Source organism: Mycobacterium sp. Root265 (assembly GCF_001428895.1).
In the GTDB taxonomy this organism is placed as follows: domain Bacteria; phylum Actinomycetota; class Actinomycetes; order Mycobacteriales; family Mycobacteriaceae; genus Mycobacterium.
Genome location: NZ_LMJA01000004.1, coordinates 105,806 through 120,498, shown reverse-complemented (window position 1 = coordinate 120,498; position 14,693 = coordinate 105,806). Strand labels below are relative to the sequence as shown.

The 14,693-nt window shown below is 67.1% G+C and carries 16 protein-coding genes; 8 read left to right on the top strand and 8 right to left on the bottom strand.

What is annotated here, in order from left to right:
• Window positions 1–57 precede the first annotated feature (57 nt).
• Genes ASE48_RS06890 through ASE48_RS06875 form a run of 4 tightly spaced genes read left to right on the top strand, consistent with a single transcriptional unit; the run spans window position 58 to window position 2,778 of the window.
• Window positions 58–1,503 carry a phytoene desaturase family protein gene (locus ASE48_RS06890; protein WP_156409095.1) on the top strand — a complete coding sequence of 482 codons (1,446 nt, stop codon included), beginning with the start codon at window positions 58–60 and terminating at the stop codon, window positions 1,501–1,503.
• Window positions 1,500–2,099: an NAD(P)H:quinone oxidoreductase gene (gene wrbA, locus ASE48_RS06885; protein WP_057166306.1), complete on the top strand. Its 600-nt coding sequence runs from the start codon at window positions 1,500–1,502 to the stop codon at window positions 2,097–2,099. Before ASE48_RS06890 ends, wrbA begins: the two co-directional genes overlap by 4 nt.
• 41 nt (window positions 2,100–2,140) lie before the next feature.
• The gene (locus ASE48_RS06880; RefSeq protein WP_057166305.1) at window positions 2,141–2,356 is read left to right on the top strand and encodes a DUF2945 domain-containing protein; all 216 of its coding nucleotides are present in this window, start codon (window positions 2,141–2,143) and stop codon (window positions 2,354–2,356) included.
• Complete coding sequence (locus tag ASE48_RS06875) at window positions 2,353–2,778, top strand: hypothetical protein (protein ID WP_057166304.1); 426 nt, start codon at window positions 2,353–2,355, stop codon at window positions 2,776–2,778. Before ASE48_RS06880 ends, ASE48_RS06875 begins: the two co-directional genes overlap by 4 nt.
• 66 nt (window positions 2,779–2,844) lie before the next feature.
• On the opposite strand, the gene ilvC is transcribed toward ASE48_RS06875, so the two are convergent.
• The 3 genes from ilvC to ASE48_RS06860 all read right to left on the bottom strand — a co-directional run bounded on the left by ilvC (window position 2,845) and on the right by ASE48_RS06860 (window position 6,269).
• On the bottom strand, window positions 2,845–3,846 hold the full coding sequence (gene ilvC / locus ASE48_RS06870) for a ketol-acid reductoisomerase (protein ID WP_200962101.1): 1,002 nt from the start codon (window positions 3,844–3,846) through the stop codon (window positions 2,845–2,847).
• 63 nt (window positions 3,847–3,909) lie between these two features.
• Window positions 3,910–4,419: an acetolactate synthase small subunit gene (gene ilvN, locus ASE48_RS06865; protein WP_057166302.1), complete on the bottom strand. Its 510-nt coding sequence runs from the start codon at window positions 4,417–4,419 to the stop codon at window positions 3,910–3,912.
• Complete coding sequence (locus tag ASE48_RS06860; protein ID WP_057166301.1) at window positions 4,419–6,269, bottom strand: acetolactate synthase large subunit; 1,851 nt, start codon at window positions 6,267–6,269, stop codon at window positions 4,419–4,421. The genes ilvN and ASE48_RS06860 overlap by 1 nt, the downstream gene beginning before the upstream one ends.
• 333 nt (window positions 6,270–6,602) lie before the next feature.
• Between ASE48_RS06860 and ASE48_RS06855 the strand changes: the two genes are divergently transcribed.
• Window positions 6,603–6,944: a PH domain-containing protein gene (locus tag ASE48_RS06855; protein WP_057166300.1), complete on the top strand. Its 342-nt coding sequence runs from the start codon at window positions 6,603–6,605 to the stop codon at window positions 6,942–6,944.
• A gap of 7 nt (window positions 6,945–6,951) precedes the next feature.
• Here the strand turns inward: ASE48_RS06855 and ASE48_RS32100 are convergent, their stop codons facing one another.
• Both ASE48_RS32100 and ASE48_RS06850 read right to left on the bottom strand, forming a co-directional pair.
• Entirely contained in the window at window positions 6,952–7,200 is a 249-nt protein-coding gene (locus ASE48_RS32100) for a DUF1272 domain-containing protein (RefSeq protein WP_082614034.1), read from the bottom strand.
• Window positions 7,201–7,253: 53 nt separating this feature from the next.
• A complete protein-coding gene (locus tag ASE48_RS06850; protein WP_057166299.1) occupies window positions 7,254–8,075 on the bottom strand; it encodes a DoxX family protein in 822 nt (273 codons plus the stop codon).
• 178 nt (window positions 8,076–8,253) lie between these two features.
• Here ASE48_RS06850 and ASE48_RS06845 point away from each other — a divergent pair, with 178 nt between their 5' ends.
• Window positions 8,254–9,360, top strand: coding sequence for a PQQ-dependent sugar dehydrogenase (locus tag ASE48_RS06845; RefSeq protein WP_442928708.1), 1,107 nt, complete (start codon window positions 8,254–8,256; stop codon window positions 9,358–9,360).
• 137 nt (window positions 9,361–9,497) lie between these two features.
• The gene (locus ASE48_RS06840; protein WP_057166298.1) at window positions 9,498–10,910 is read left to right on the top strand and encodes an HNH endonuclease signature motif containing protein; all 1,413 of its coding nucleotides are present in this window, start codon (window positions 9,498–9,500) and stop codon (window positions 10,908–10,910) included.
• 10 nt (window positions 10,911–10,920) lie between these two features.
• Here ASE48_RS06840 and gatB read toward each other — a convergent pair whose 3' ends face one another.
• Complete coding sequence (gatB, locus tag ASE48_RS06835) at window positions 10,921–12,423, bottom strand: Asp-tRNA(Asn)/Glu-tRNA(Gln) amidotransferase subunit GatB (protein WP_057166297.1); 1,503 nt, start codon at window positions 12,421–12,423, stop codon at window positions 10,921–10,923.
• A 16-nt stretch (window positions 12,424–12,439) separates the two neighbouring features.
• Window positions 12,440–12,913, bottom strand: a complete 474-nt coding sequence (locus tag ASE48_RS06830; RefSeq protein ID WP_057166296.1) for a MarR family winged helix-turn-helix transcriptional regulator — start codon at window positions 12,911–12,913, stop codon at window positions 12,440–12,442.
• A 72-nt stretch (window positions 12,914–12,985) separates the two neighbouring features.
• On the opposite strand from ASE48_RS06830, the gene ASE48_RS06825 reads away from it, so the two are divergent.
• Window positions 12,986–13,678: an NAD(P)-dependent oxidoreductase gene (locus ASE48_RS06825; RefSeq protein ID WP_057166417.1), complete on the top strand. Its 693-nt coding sequence runs from the start codon at window positions 12,986–12,988 to the stop codon at window positions 13,676–13,678.
• A 7-nt stretch (window positions 13,679–13,685) separates the two neighbouring features.
• Here the strand turns inward: ASE48_RS06825 and ASE48_RS06820 are convergent, their stop codons facing one another.
• Complete coding sequence (locus ASE48_RS06820; RefSeq protein ID WP_057166295.1) at window positions 13,686–14,693, bottom strand: hypothetical protein; 1,008 nt, start codon at window positions 14,691–14,693, stop codon at window positions 13,686–13,688.

Here is a 14,693-nt window from a genome sequence, read left to right as displayed (position 1 = left end):
TACAGCCTAGTGTGTGCCCGCCGCGCTACCACAGGCCACGTGCGCTCGCGGGCGATGATGTCTACTGATGTGGTGGACGTCACCGTCGTCGGAAGTGGCCCCAACGGGCTGACCGCAGCCGTCATCCTGGCCAGGGCCGGGTTGTCCGTGCGCGTCATCGAAGCGCAGACCACCGCGGGCGGTGGTGCGCGCACCCTGCCCGACCCGGAATTCGACGGTGTCAGCCACGACATCTGTTCGGCGGTGCACCCGCTGGCGTTGGCGTCGCCGTTCTTCGCCGCCTACGACCTGCAGGCGCGCGGGGTGACGCTGTCGGTCCCGGAGATCTCCTACGCCAGCCCTCTGGTCGACCGGCCGGCGGCCATCGGCTATCGCGATATCGAGCGCACCGCCGCCGAACTGTCCGACGGCGACTCCTGGCGGCGACTGCTCGGACCGCTCGCGGCCGACAGCGAGGGCGTGGTGGGGCTGATCCTCGGCGACAAGCGTTCGCTGCCGCCGTCGGTCACCGCCGCGCTCAAACTCGCACCGCGGCTGTTGCTCCAGGGTGGCCCGCTGTGGAACACGCTCAAGGGTGAGGATGCCCGCGCACTGTTCACCGGTGTTGCCGCACATACCATTTCGCAGATGCCGTCGCTGGTCGCCTCCGGTGCCGGATTGATGCTGGCCACCCTCGGGCACGCGGTCGGCTGGCCGATCCCGGTCGGTGGATCCCAGGCCATTCCGGATGTCCTGATCGCCGACCTGCTGGATCACGGCGGGGAACTCATCCTCGGCGAAGAGGTGAGCACACCTCCGGGCGGCGTGGTGCTCTATGACACGGCGCCGACGGCCCTGCTGTTCATCTACGGCTCGACTCTGCCCCCCCGGTACGCAAAAGCCTTGCAGCGCTACCGTTATGGGCCCGGCGTCGCCAAGGTCGACTTCGTCCTGTCCGGCGAAATCCCCTGGCGGGATCCACGTCTGGCGCAGGCCCCGACGCTTCATCTGGGCGGCAGCCGAGCGCAGATGGCGCTCGCCGAATCCGAGATCGCCGCCGGCAGGCACGCGGAGTGGCCGATGGTGCTGGCGGCCCTGCCGCACATCGCCGACCCGGCCCGCATCGATGCGCAGGGCCGGCGGCCGCTGTGGGCGTACGCCCATGTGCCTGCCGGTTCGACGGTGGACATGGCCGAGGCCGTCACCGGCATCTTCGAACGGTTCGCCCCCGGATTCCGCGATGCGGTGGTCGCGGTGCGCAGCGTGCCCGCCGCACGACTTTCCGATCACAATGCCAACCTGGTCGGCGGGGACATCGGCGTCGGCGGCAACAACATGGTGAGCGCGATCGCCGGCCCCACCCCGCGGATCAATCCGTGGTCCACCCCGATCCCGAAGGCCTACCTGTGTTCCTCGGCAGCCCCGCCCGGCGGTGGCGTGCACGGTATGGCCGGTTTCTATGCCGCGCGGACCGTCCTGAAACGGGAATTCGGCATCCGGGAGCTTCCTAGACTGGCGCCATGACCAAACTCGCCGTCATCTATTACTCGGCCACCGGGCACGGCACCTCGATGGCCGCCCGGGTGTCTGCTGCCGCCGAGGCGGCGGGCGCCGAGGTGCGCACCCGCCACGTCGCCGAGACCAACGACCCCGCGTCGTTCGCGCAGAACCCCGCGTGGTCGGCCAACCATGAGGCCACCAAGGACCTGCCGGCCGCGACCGGCGAGGACATCGTGTGGGCCGACGCGGTGATCTTCGGCTCCCCCACCCGATTCGGTTCTCCGGCGGCGCCACTGCGGGCCTTCCTGGACTCGCTCGGCGGGTTGTGGTCCGAAGGCAAGCTCGCCGACAAGGTGTACGCCGCGTTCACCTCCACCCAGACCGCGCACGGCGGACAAGAATCCACCCTGCTCAATCTGTATGTGACGCTGATGCATTTCGGCGGGATCATCGTGCCGCCGGGATACACCGATCCGGTGAAATTCGTCGACGGCAACCCCTATGGGGCCGGCCTGATCGCGAACCGGGAGAACGTCACCGAGTTCGATGACGCGACCAACGATGCCCTCGATCACCTGGCGCGGCGGGTGGTCGGCATCGCGGGCCGCCTCGCATCCTGAAACCTGACTGAAAGCGTCCCGGCGCGGGTACACCAGGGCGCATGAGTGATTCACTGAAGAAGGGCGACAAGGTGTCGTGGCAGAGCCACGGCACCACTGTGCCCGGCACCGTTGAAGAGAAGATCACCTCCGAGACCGAAGCCGCCGGTCGCACGGTGAAGGCCAGCACGGACGAACCGCAGTACCGCGTGACCAGCGACAAGAGTGGCCGCGACGCGGTGCACAAACCCGAGGCGCTGAAGAAGCGCTCGTCATGACGTCCGTCGACTCAGCCCACGCCCGGCCACCGGGCACCTCCGATGACACCGTCGAGGCCGTCGGCAAGGTGTCCGAGGCGCTGGAATACGTCGAACGGGCGCGCGGGCACCTGTACTCGTTCCATCAGCTGATGGGGCACGCCGACCTGCTGCTCGGCGAGGCAGCCGACGCCCTGCGCGACGCCGGGCACGACGGGATTGCCGATCGGCTCACCGACGACATGGTCGGCCGCAACGTCATTCGCGGCCGCTGGACGTTCCAGGTCGTCGAGGAATTCGACGACGACTACTGGTCGCGTTTCCGCGAGCACGAGAAGAGGGTCCGCGATGAGCTGATGGACGGCCGGCGACACGTGTTCGAAGCGGAGATGAAAGAGGACCGGCGCACGAAGGGCCGCGACGGTCACGAGGCGACGCCGTAGCTTCCAGAATGACGAAATGGCTGCCACCGGAACTCCGGTGGCAGCCATTTCGGATGGTTCAGCGAGTTACGCGGTCTCGGTGATGGGCCGGTCGACCCAGCTCATCAGGTCGCGCAGCTTCTTGCCGGTGACCTCGATGGGGTGCTCGGCGTTCTCCTTGCGCAGGCCCTCGAGCTCGGTGTTGCCGTTCTCGACGTTGGCGACCAGACGCTTGACGAAGCTGCCGTCCTGGATGTCCTTGAGGATGGCGCGCATCCGCTCCTTGGTGTCGGCGTCGATGACGCGCGGACCGGAGATGTAGCCGCCGAACTCCGCGGTGTCGGACACCGAGTAGTTCATCCGGGCGATGCCGCCTTCGTAGATCAGGTCGACGATGAGCTTGAGCTCGTGCAGCACCTCGAAGTAGGCCATCTCGGGGGCGTAGCCGGCCTCGACCATGACCTCGAAACCGGTCTTGATGAGCTCTTCGGTGCCACCGCACAGCACGGCCTGCTCACCGAACAGGTCGGTCTCGGTCTCTTCCTTGAAGGTGGTCTTGATGACACCGGCACGCGCGCCACCGATGGCGGCGGCGTAGGACAGCGCCAGCGCCTGGCCCTCACCCTTGGGGTCCTGCGCAACGGCGATCAGGGCGGGCACGCCCTTGCCGTCGACGAACTGCCGGCGCACCAGGTGGCCGGGGCCCTTGGGGGCGACCATGCCGACGGTGATGTTCTCGGCCGGCTTGATCAGACCGAAGTGGATGTTCAGGCCGTGCCCGAAGAACAGCGCGTTGCCGTCTTCCAAGTTCGGCTCGATGTCCTTGGTGAAGATCTCGGCCTGCGCGGTGTCCGGCGCGAGCACCATGATCACGTCGGCCCACTTGGCGACCTCGGCCGGCGTGCCGACCTCCAGGCCCTGCTCCTCGACCTTGACGCGGGACTTCGAGCCCTCTTTGAGGCCGACCTTGACCTGCACGCCCGAGTCACGCAGTGACAGCGAATGGGCGTGGCCCTGGCTGCCATAGCCGATCACCGCGACCTTGCGGCCCTGGATGATCGACAGATCCGCGTCGTCGTCGTAGAACAGTTCGATTGCCACTGAATTTTCCTTCTCTTGTTTTCGTTCTTGATGAAGCTGTGTCGATGAAAGCTATTTGGCGGTGCCGATACCGCGCGGTCCGCGCGACAGCGAGACGATGCCGGACTGCACGATTTCCCGAATACCGTACGGCTCGAGCACACGCAGGAATGCCTCGAGCTTCTCGGGCGTCCCGGTGGCCTCGATGGTCAGCGACTCGGTGGACACGTCCACAACCTTGGCACGGAACAGATTGACCGCTTCAATCACCTGGCTGCGGGTGGTGGCATCGGTGCGCACCTTGATGAGCGCGAGCTCACGCGAGACCGACTGCGCATCGTCCTGCTCGACGATCTTGATCACGTTGATCAGTTTGTTGAGCTGCTTGGTGACCTGCTCCAGCGGGAAGTCCTCGACCTCGACGACGATCGTCATCCGGGACAGGTGCTTCTGCTCGGTGGCGCCGACGGCGAGGCTCTGGATGTTGAAGCCGCGTCGGGAGAACAGTGCCGCGACGCGCGCCAGCACACCGGGTTTGTCCTCGACGAGCACCGACAGCGTGTGGGTGGAGACCGTGCTCATCAGGCGTGCCCTTCTTCGGTGTCGAACAGCGGACGGATGCCGCGGGCGGCCTGGATCTCGTCATTGCTGGTGCCTGCGGCGACCATCGGCCACACCTGCGCGTCGGCGCCGACGATGAAGTCGATGACGACGGGACGGTCGTTGATGGCGCGCGCCTGGTTGATGACGTCTTCGACGTCTTCGGCACGCTCACAACGCAATCCGACACAACCCAGCGCCTCGGCCAGCTTCACGAAATCGGGGATCCGGTGGCTGTGCGTGGACAGGTTGGTCTGGCTGTAGCGCTCTCCGTAGAACAGCGTCTGCCACTGCCGCACCATGCCCAGGTTGCCGTTGTTGATCAGCGCGACCTTGATCGGCGCACCCTCCAGGGCGCAGGTGGCCAGTTCCTGATTGGTCATCTGGAAGCAGCCGTCACCGTCGATCGCCCACACCTCTGCCTCGGGACGGGCGAACTTGGCACCCATCGCCGCGGGGATCGCGTAGCCCATGGTGCCCAGACCGCCGGAGTTCAGCCACGTCTTGGGATTCTCGTACTTCACGAACTGGGCGGCCCACATCTGGTGCTGACCGACACCGGCGACGTACAGCGCCTCCGGTCCGGCGATCTGGCCCAGCTTCTCGATGACCAGCTCGGGGCTCAGGCTGCCGTCGCTCTGCGGGCCGTAGCTCAGCGGGAAGGTCGCCTTGATGCTCGACAGGTAGTCCCACCAGCTGTCCAGCTTCAGCGATGCCGCATTCGTCTCGTCGCGGCGCAGGATCTCCAGCAGATCGGTGATGACATTTTTCACATCGCCCACGATCGGCACGTCGGCGTGCCGGTTCTTGCCGATCTCGGCGGGGTCGATGTCGGCGTGGATCACCTTGGCGTCGGGGGCGAAGGAATCCAGCTTGCCGGTGACACGGTCATCGAAGCGGGTGCCCAGCGCGATCAACAGATCGCTCTTCTGCAGCGCGGCCACCGCCGAGACGGTGCCGTGCATGCCCGGCATACCCATGTGCTGCGGGTGGCTGTCGGGGAACGCGCCGCGGGCCATCAGGGTGGTGACCACCGGGATGCCGGTCAGCTCGGCGAGGTCCATCAGTTCGGCGGTTGCCTCGCCGCGGATGACGCCGCCGCCGACATAGAGCACGGGTTTGCGGGACGCGGCGATCAGCTTGGCGGCCTCGCGCACCTGGCGGCTGTGCGGCTTGGTGTTCGGCTTGTAGCCCGGCAGATCCATCACCGGCGGCCAGGAGAAGGTGCACTCGCTCTGCAGGATGTCCTTGGGGACGTCGACGAGCACCGCACCGGGGCGCCCGGACGACGCGATGTGGAACGCCTCGGCGATCACCCGCGGGATGTCATCGCCCTCGCGCACCAGGAAGTTGTGCTTGGTGACCGGCATGGTCATGCCGGTGATATCGGCCTCCTGGAAGGCGTCGGTGCCGATCAGGGCGCGACCGACCTGTCCGGTGATGGCCACGACCGGGATGGAATCCATCTGGGCGTCGGCCAGCGGGGTCACCAGGTTGGTGGCACCCGGGCCCGAGGTGGCCATCATCACGCCGACCTTGCCGGTGGCGTGGGCGTAGCCGCTGGCGGCGTGCCCGGCGCCCTGCTCGTGGCGCACCAGCACGTGGCGCAGCTTCTTCGAGTCGTAGAGCGGGTCGTAGACGGGCAGCACGGCGCCACCGGGGATGCCGAAGATGATCTCGACACCGATCTCCTCGAGCGACCGCACGACCGACTGCGCGCCGGTCATCCGTTGTGGTGCAACAACATTGGGCTTCGGCTCCGCCTTGGCGGGGGCCTGGACGCCGTTCGCGCGCGGGGTGGACTCCGGCGGTCGCGTGGTGGGTGCGCTCACTTTTACCTCGTTGATTCGGTGTTTCTGTGGTGTTGTGACGTTCTGTGACAGCAAAAAACCCCCGTCAGCGGAGTCCGCTGTACGAGGGTTGGCGCGTCGATGCTGTTGGCTAAGCCCGGCAGAGAGCTAGCGCGGCATCAACGCGCCAACCAATTACTACGAGCTTGTCCGGGGTGTACATAGACCTTGACGGTAGCCGCCGCACTGCTCAAAGGTCAAATTGCCCATCCAGGATCCCGGCGCCGGCGACGTCCGCCGAAAAGGCGGTCCCACCGGCGGTGAGAAGATGGCGGGGTGAGTGACCCTTCCCCGCTTGTCATCCGCATCTCCCCGATGGCGCACTTCGCGGTGTTCTTTCTGTTCCTCGGGCTGGCGGCGCTGGTGTTCGTGTGGCCGAGCTGGACACGGGTGCTGTTCGTGATCCCGGTGCTGGTGTCGGCGGCCGTCGTCCGCTACCGCACGGTGGCCGACCGCGACCAGGTGACCTCGCGGACGCTGCTCCGCAGCCGGACCGTGCCGTGGACCGAGATCGACGGTCTGCGTTTCGACAGGTCCTCCTGGGCCAAGGCCCGGCTCACCGATGGCAGCGAATTGACGCTTCCTGCAGTGACATTCGCGACTCTGCCGCTGCTGACGGCGGTCAGCGGCGGCCGCGTGCCCAACCCCTACGAGTAGCGGGCCTTCACGCCGGTGCGATGCGGCAGTCCGGGTTGTACGTTCGGGTCGTGACCGGCGGATTGGCCGCCAGTAAGGCGGCCGGCCGGATCGGCCTCGGGGTCAGGTTGCCGCCGCAGTTCGGGCAGGCCCGGCCGGGGAATGATGCAACACAATCGGCGCACCACGTGCACTCGAAGGAACAGATGTAGACGTCCGGTGCCGCGAGATCGAGGTCACGATCACAGCACTCGCAGCTGGGACGCAATTCCAGCATCCGACCCCCTCGACGGGTGAGGCCTTGACGGGTGAACTGGCGACTGCGCGGGTCTACCCCAGCGGGTTGGCGCCGTTGAGCAGCACCCACATACCGACACCGACGCCGATGCCGAGCAGCAGCGCCAGGAAAGATCCGACGAACGGGCGCCGAGACCAGCCGCGGCCGGCGTCCAGGCCGTAGCGCCCGGGACCGGTCAACGTCAGCGCGGCGGCCACCAGCACCAGAGTTGCCTGATGCTCATGCCCGGTCGGGATGACGAAATCGACGAAGCTGACGCCGGGTTCGGCGGCGATGGACGCGAGCAGCGCGTTGACCAGGTAGGCCAGCGCGGCGGCCGCGGCCAGCGGGGTGAACAGCCCCAGCACCAGCAGCAAACCGGCGGCAACCTGCGCTCCGGCGCCGACATAGGTCAGCAGGCCGGCGTGCTGGTAACCGAGGTCGGCCAGCGAGCCCTCGAATCCGCTCAGGCCCGCGCCACCCCACCAGCCGAAGATCTTCTGCAGGCCGTGCACGATCAGCAGTGCACCCAGGCCGACCCGCAGCAGCATCAGGCCCAGGTCGGTGGTGCCACGCCGGCCGGCGTGGCGAATCTGCTGTTCAGCGTCGTACGGGCCGATCTCGGTCGGGGCGGCGGGTGCCGCGGCGTACGGGTTGGGCTGCGCCGGAGAGACATAGGGCAGCGGCTCGGGATCGTTGAGCAGCGCGAAGGGCGACTGATCGGGCTTGGGGCTGCCATCGATGTCATAGCGCGGGATGGCGGTGGTTTCGAAGTCTCCCCCATAGGTCGACGAGGGAAGGTCTTCTTCGGGGTCGACCAACTGCGCCGACGCCGGCCGTTGCCAGTCGGTCAGGTTCTGAGGTTCAGCGGTCACGAATGCCAGCGTAAGTGCAAGTCACCGCAGAGCAAGGGATTGGCGCGGCGCATTGCGCAGCGTATCCACACCGTTGCCGAGTTGTGACACACCGGCGCATACAACAGGCCTTCGTGGCGCGCACTGCTCGGCGATCCGTAATCTGGCCAGCATGAGACTGGGCGGACCGACGCGGAGCATGCCGGCGCGACTGGCCGCGCTGCTGTGCGCGGCATTGCTGGTCGGTTCGGGCTGCGCGCGGTTCGACGACGCCCAGTCCCAGCCGTTCACCACCCAACCCGCGATGACGCCTCCGCCGCCGACCAAGCCCGAACCGCCACCACCGCTGCCGGCGACGCCGTTCCCCAAGGAGTGCAAGGCCCAGGGCGTCATGCAGGGCTGCCTGGACAGCACCAGCGGGCTGATCATGGGCGGCGACAGCCAGTCGGCACTGGTCGCCGAGCGCACCACCGGTGTGGTGAAAGAGGTGTCGACGAGGGCCGAGCCGATCGTCAAGCTCGTCATCCCGGTCGATCCGACCGGCGACGGCGGTCTGCTCGACATCATCAAGTCGCCGACCTACGCCCAGGACCGGCTGATGTACGCCTACATCAGCACGCCCACCGACAACCGTGTGGTGCGCATCGCCGACGGCGATCCGCCCAAGCCGATCCTCACCGGGATCCCGAAGGGCGCGACGGGTAATGCCGGGGCACTGGTGTTCACCAGTCCGACCACCCTGCTGGTGCTGACCGGTGACGCCGGTAACCCGGCGCAGAGCAATGATCCGGGCTCGATGGCCGGCAAGGTGCTGCGCATCGAGCAGCCGACGACCGTCGACCAGGCACCGCAGACCACGGCGCTGTCCGGGATGGGCGCCGGCGGCAGCATGTGCGTGGATCCGGCCGACGGCGCGCTGTATGTCACCGACCGCACCCCGACCGCGGACCGCGTACAGCGGATCACCAAGGACTCCAACGTCTCGACGGTGTGGACCTGGCCGGACCGTCCCGGGGTGGCCGGCTGCGCCGCACTCGACGGCACCGTGCTGGTGAACCTGGTGAACACCAAGCAGACGGTGGCACTGCGGTTGGCGCCCGACACCGGCGCGGTCACCGGCGAGCCCGAGGTCGTGCGTCAGGACCAGCACGGCCACGCCTGGGCGCTCGCGGTGTCCCCGGACGGCAACATCTGGGGCGCCACGGTGAACAAGACCTCCGGGGACGCCGGGTCGTTCGACGATGTGGTCTTTCCGCTGTTCCCGTCCGGTGGCGGATTCCCCCGCAGTAACGCCGACAAGACGTAACGGGAATACCCGCCTGCTGGGGTGGATCGCCCGACCAGCCGGCGACATTCGGGCGCCATCGAAAAACTTTGCTCACTGTGGTCCCACCTGCCACATCTCGGCGATTTTTGTCGGTCTATCGAACTAATGTTCGAAGCATGGATGGCGGTCTGCTCACCGATCTGGTGGCCTTGCTCGACAAGGTCACCAGCATCGGGTTCGACCGCGCCACCCCGGCCGAACTGCTCAGCTTCGAATCCGCCTTGGAAGATCTCGCCCGACGCATCCCCGCCGTCGAACATCGGCTGCTGGCCGCGCTGACCTTCCAGACCACTCCCGCGGAACTGGGCGCCAAAAGCTGGGCCGAAGTGCTCCAGGTCCGCATGCTGATCTCGTCCCCCGATGCACACCGACGCTTCGCCGAAGCCGACACCCTGGGTCCTCGCCGCTCGGTGACCGGGCAGGCATTGCCGCCGAAGTATCCGCACACCGCAGGCGCCCAAGCCGCCGGGGCGATCACCGCCGAGCACGTGCGCATCATCACCGCCGCAATGGCCGCGATGCCGGCCCACATCGACGCTGCGACCCGTGCCGACGCCGAGGCCACCCTGGCCCAGATCGCTTGTGAACAAACCCCCGAAGCCCTACGCAAAGCCGCCAACCACTTGCTGGACGTCCTCGACCCCGACGGACCCGAACCAAACGACGACGAGGTCGAACAACGCCGCCGCGACCGTCGCGACTGCGTCCTGGGTGACCAGGACCAGGACGGCATGTCCGAGATGCGGCTGACCATCACCCCGGAGTTCCGGGCCTACCTGGGGCCGATCTTCGCCAAATTCGCCGGCAAGGGCATGTGCAACCCGGACAACGACACACCCTGCACCGCGGGCACCCCCAGCCAGGACAAGATCGACACCGACACCCGCACCACCGGGCAACGCCAACATGACGCTCTGATGACACTCGCCCGCGGCACCCTGACCTCAGGGAAACTCGGCGACCACAACGGGCTGCCCGTCACCGTCGTCATCGGGGTCGGCGCTGCCGAACTCGACGCCGGCACCGGCACCGGACACACCGCCGACGGCACCAAGATCCCAACCCGTGATGTCATCCGGCTGGCCTCCCACGCCTACCTGTGCCTGACGGTGTTCGACGACGTCACCGGCAAAGTGCTGGATTTCGGGCGCACAAAACGCTGCGCCACCCTCGACCAACGCCTCGTGCTGACCTACTTGCAACGCGGGTGCACCTTCCCCGGCTGCCGGGTCCCCGCCTATGGCTGCCAGGTCCACCACGCCGTCAGAGACTTCGCAAGAAACGGCCAGACGAATATCAACGAACTCGCCCTGGCCTGCGGTGTGCACAACCGGCTCGTCACCGAAGGCGGCTGGAGGACCACCATTTCAGCCGACGGCACCGTGCACTGGCATCCACCCGCGGCCCTCGACACCGCCGGACCGCGGACAAATCTGTTCCACCATCCAGAAAGGATGCTGGGAACGCGGCCGCCGGAGACGCAGGTAACCAAGGAACGCAAACCCAAAGCAGAGGAACGAGACCCCTGACCGACGTCACTCAGGAGCAGGCGGCGAGCACCAGTTCGCGCACCCGGGCGGCGTCGGCCTGGCCCTTGGTCGCCTTCATCACCGCGCCGACGATCGCGCCTGCGGCCTGCACCTTGCCGCCGCGGATCTTCTCGGCGATATCGGGTTGGGCGGCCAGCGCCTCATCGATGGCGGCCTGGATCAGGGAATCGTCGCGCACCACGACCAGACCGCGGTCGTTCATCACCTGCTCGGGTTCGCCCTCACCGGCCAGCACACCCTCGATGACCTGACGGGCCAACTTGTTCGACAGCTTGCCGTCGTCCACGAGTTTGATCACCGCGGCCACCTGGGTGGGCGTGATCGGCAGAGCCTCGAGTTCGACCCCTTGTTCGTTGGCCTTCTGCACGAGGAAGTTTCCCCACAGGGCGCGGGCGGACTCGCTGGACGCGCCCTGGGCCACGGTCGCGGCCACCAGGTCGATCGCGCCATTGTTGACCAGGTCGCGCATCACCTCATCGGAGATGCCCCACTCCTGCTGAACGCGGTTGCGCACCAACCACGGAAGCTCCGGGATGGTGCCACGCAACCGCTCCACCAGCTCGGCCGACGGCGCCACCGGCTCCAGGTCGGGCTCCGGGAAGTACCGGTAGTCCTGCGCGGTCTCCTTGCTGCGGCCCGCGTTGGTGTGTCCGTCCTCGTGGAAGTGGCGGGTCTCCTGGGTGACGGTGCCACCGGACTTCAGCACCGCCGCCTGACGGCGCATCTCGTAGCGGACCGCGACCTCGACACTCTTGAGCGAGTTGACGTTCTTGGTCTCGGTGCGGGTGCCGAACTCACTGGCGCCCTTGGGTTTCAGTGACAGGTTGGCATCGCAGCGCATCGATCCCTGGTCCATCCGCACATCGGACACATCGAGCCCGCGCAGCAGATCGCGCAGGGCGGTCACGTATGCGCGCGCGATCTCCGGGGCCCGTTCGCCGGTGCCCTCGATGGGCCGGGTGACGATCTCGATCAGCGGCACACCGGCCCGGTTGAAGTCGGCGAGCGAGGTGGTCGCACCGGAGATCCGGCCGGTGTCACTGCCCAGGTGGGTGAGCTTGCCGGTGTCCTCTTCCATGTGCGCGCGTTCGATCTCGATGCGCCAGGTGGTGCCGTCGTCGAGCGGCACGTCCAAGTAGCCGTCGATGGCGATCGGCTCGTCGTACTGGGAGATCTGATAGTTCTTCGGCTGATCGGGATAGAAGTAGTTCTTCCTGGCGAAACGTCCCCAGGGCGCGATGGCGCAGTTGAGGGCCAGCCCGATCCGGATCGCCGATTCGACCGCGGCCTGATTGAGCACCGGCAGTGACCCGGGCAGGCCCAGGCACACCGGGCACACCTGCGTGTTGGGCTCGGCGCCGAACTTGTTGGCGCACGGGCAGAACATCTTGGTGGCGGTGGACAGCTCGACGTGCACTTCCATGCCCATCACGGGGTCGAACTCGGCGATGACGTCGTCGTAGTCGACGAGGTCGGCAGTAGAAGTGGTCATGACCGCGATTTTAGTGTCAGCCCTCCGCCAGCTTCGGATGCACACCCGGGCTCATGCCCAGACCCGCCGAGATGGTCTGCAGCAGACCCAGCAGCACGGTGCGTTCCTGAGCCGTCAGCGAGGCGGTGATCTCGTCCTCCTGGGCCCGCCCCTGGGCATCCAGATCGGGCAGCAGCTCACGGCCGGCGTCCGTCAGCGTGACGGCGAAGGCCCGGCGGTCATCCGGGTGCGGACGGCGCGCCACCAGGCCTTTGACCTCCAGATCATCGATGACCGTGACCATCGCGTTGCGGTGGATGCCGAGCCGCTGGGAGAGCTGTCGCTGCGACTGTCCGTCGCCGGCGGCGAGCGCCATCAGCACCGCATAGGTGCGCGGACCCACCTCGTAGGGCAGCAGGCGGGTGACGAAGTCGTCGGCGATGTGCACGCCGAGCTGAGACAGCAGGAACGGGATGCGCTGATGCAGCTCGACGATGCCGGGTCCGGTCACCGCCCAAGACTAGCCCGAGAATTGATAGTCATATAGTGTGATAATCACAACCAGTGACTATTGGAGATCATCATGCGCATTGCCGTCTTCGGCGCGAACGGTCAGACCGGTCGGCTGCTGACCCAGCAGGTCCTCGACGCAGGACACGATGCGGTCGCGGTGACGCGCAAGCCCGCCGGGTTTCCACTGTCCGGCGAGCGGCTACGCGTCGCCGAGGCGGACGCCCATCACCCCGCCGATGTCGCAGCCGCCGTCGCGGGTGCTGATGCCGTGATATCGGTGCTCGGCGTGCCGATGGGCCTGCGCCGCATCGACACCTACTCGGTCGCCGCTCAGAACATCGTCAAGGCCATGGCGGACAGTGGGATTCGGCGCCTCATCGCCGTCAGCTCGACCGCGGTGGCCACCTATCCCGGGCGCACCGGAGCGCCGTTGGCCCTGAAATTCGTCGAGCCCGTCCTCAAGACGAGCATCGGCCGGACCACCTACGCCGATCAGCGCGCAATGGAAGCGGTGGTGTCCGGCTGCGGGCTGGACTGGACGGTGGTGCGCCCGTCCGGCTTGTTCGATCTGGACCATGTCACCGAATACGTTGCCGGAAAGGTCGATCCGGTGGGGGCCTTCACCTCACGTACCGACCTTGCGCATTATCTGCTGGCGCTGGCGCAGACATCCGGGCCGAATTCCCGTGTGACGATCTCCACCGTGGCCGATACTCCCACCCTGTGGCAGATGGTCCGGCGCGAGGCCTTCGCGTCGGCGTGAGCGGGAATCACGTCATGGTGGCGACGTTGCGCCAGAAGTTCTGCAGGCTGTCGGTGCCGCCGAACAGGGTGGTGAAGTTCGTGGAGTCGACCAGCACCATGTGACCCGCCCGTGCCCCGGTCGGTGGCATCGAGATCAATGCGTTGAACTCCGTATGGCCGGCCGCGGTGAAGGGGTGGGGCCGATTGGGGTCGACGCGCTGCTTGCCGAGCACCACCAGATCCGCGCTTTCGGGGGCGGTCAGTTCGTAGTGCGGCAGGTGCGGGTGGAAGTTGAAGGTGGTGACGTCGGCCAGCAGGCCGGTCCCGTCGAGATCGTGAAACGCGGTCAGCGGCGCGATCTGGTTGGTGGTGCCGTCGACGACGGCCGGGCGCAGCCCCCAGGTGTTGTGCACCGGTACCTGCAGCGCCGCCATCAGGGAGCGGGTGTACTGGCTGAAACGCTGCTGCCGGGGCACCAGCCGGTCGCCGTGGTGCAGGTACTCGACCTGGCGCTGGTCGTAGTCGTCGGTGAATCCCACGTCATGGTGCGGGGCCAGCACCAGGCAGGTGCCCTCCCGTTGCAGCCACTGCTTGATCGCGGCGATCTCGTCGGGGTCGGCGTCCTGCGCCGACGGCAGATGGTCGAGCCCGAACACCATCAGGGTGTCGGTGTCGGCCAGGATGCGTTCGTCGATCGGTAGCCGGTAGCCGGCCTGGTCGATTCGCTGGAACACCGCCACTGGATGCCCGGTGGCTTCCTCGGCCAGCGCCTGGAACGCCAGCGTGGACCGGTGGAAGAGTTCGAGCGTGCCCGGGATGCCTTGCAGGAAGTTCGCCGCGTCGTATTCGGGCGTCTCGTAGGCCGGCCACAGCACATTGCGGACTTCGGTGATGGTCGAGAACCGGTTCGCCATGGCCGCCGGATCGCGTTGCGCCTCCCAGGGATAACTCCACGTCCAGTAGATGCTGATCCGGCGGCGCCCGTTGTGCGGTCGCGGCACATGGGATTGGTTGTAGGTGCGCGCAGCGGTCAT

Bases quoted from the DNA above. Each gene is read 5' to 3' on its own strand.
- ASE48_RS06880 (WP_057166305.1), top strand. From the start codon at position 2,141: ATGAGTGATTCACTGAAGAAGGGCGACAAGGTGTCGTGGCAGAGCCAC.
- ASE48_RS06855 (WP_057166300.1), top strand. From the start codon at position 6,603: ATGGCGCACTTCGCGGTGTTCTTTCTGTTCCTCGGGCTGGCGGCGCTG.
- gatB (WP_057166297.1), bottom strand. From the start codon at position 12,423: ATGACCACTTCTACTGCCGACCTCGTCGACTACGACGACGTCATCGCC.
- ASE48_RS06825 (WP_057166417.1), top strand. From the start codon at position 12,986: ATGCGCATTGCCGTCTTCGGCGCGAACGGTCAGACCGGTCGGCTGCTG.
- ASE48_RS06845 (WP_442928708.1), top strand. From the start codon at position 8,254: ATGCCGGCGCGACTGGCCGCGCTGCTGTGCGCGGCATTGCTGGTCGGT.
- wrbA (WP_057166306.1), top strand. From the start codon at position 1,500: ATGACCAAACTCGCCGTCATCTATTACTCGGCCACCGGGCACGGCACC.
- ASE48_RS06875 (WP_057166304.1), top strand. From the start codon at position 2,353: ATGACGTCCGTCGACTCAGCCCACGCCCGGCCACCGGGCACCTCCGAT.
- ASE48_RS06840 (WP_057166298.1), top strand. From the start codon at position 9,498: ATGGATGGCGGTCTGCTCACCGATCTGGTGGCCTTGCTCGACAAGGTC.
- ASE48_RS06820 (WP_057166295.1), bottom strand. From the start codon at position 14,693: ATGACCGCTGCGCGCACCTACAACCAATCCCATGTGCCGCGACCGCAC.
- ilvN (WP_057166302.1), bottom strand. From the start codon at position 4,419: ATGAGCACGGTCTCCACCCACACGCTGTCGGTGCTCGTCGAGGACAAA.
- ASE48_RS06890 (WP_156409095.1), top strand. From the start codon at position 58: ATGTCTACTGATGTGGTGGACGTCACCGTCGTCGGAAGTGGCCCCAAC.
- ASE48_RS32100 (WP_082614034.1), bottom strand. From the start codon at position 7,200: ATGCTGGAATTGCGTCCCAGCTGCGAGTGCTGTGATCGTGACCTCGAT.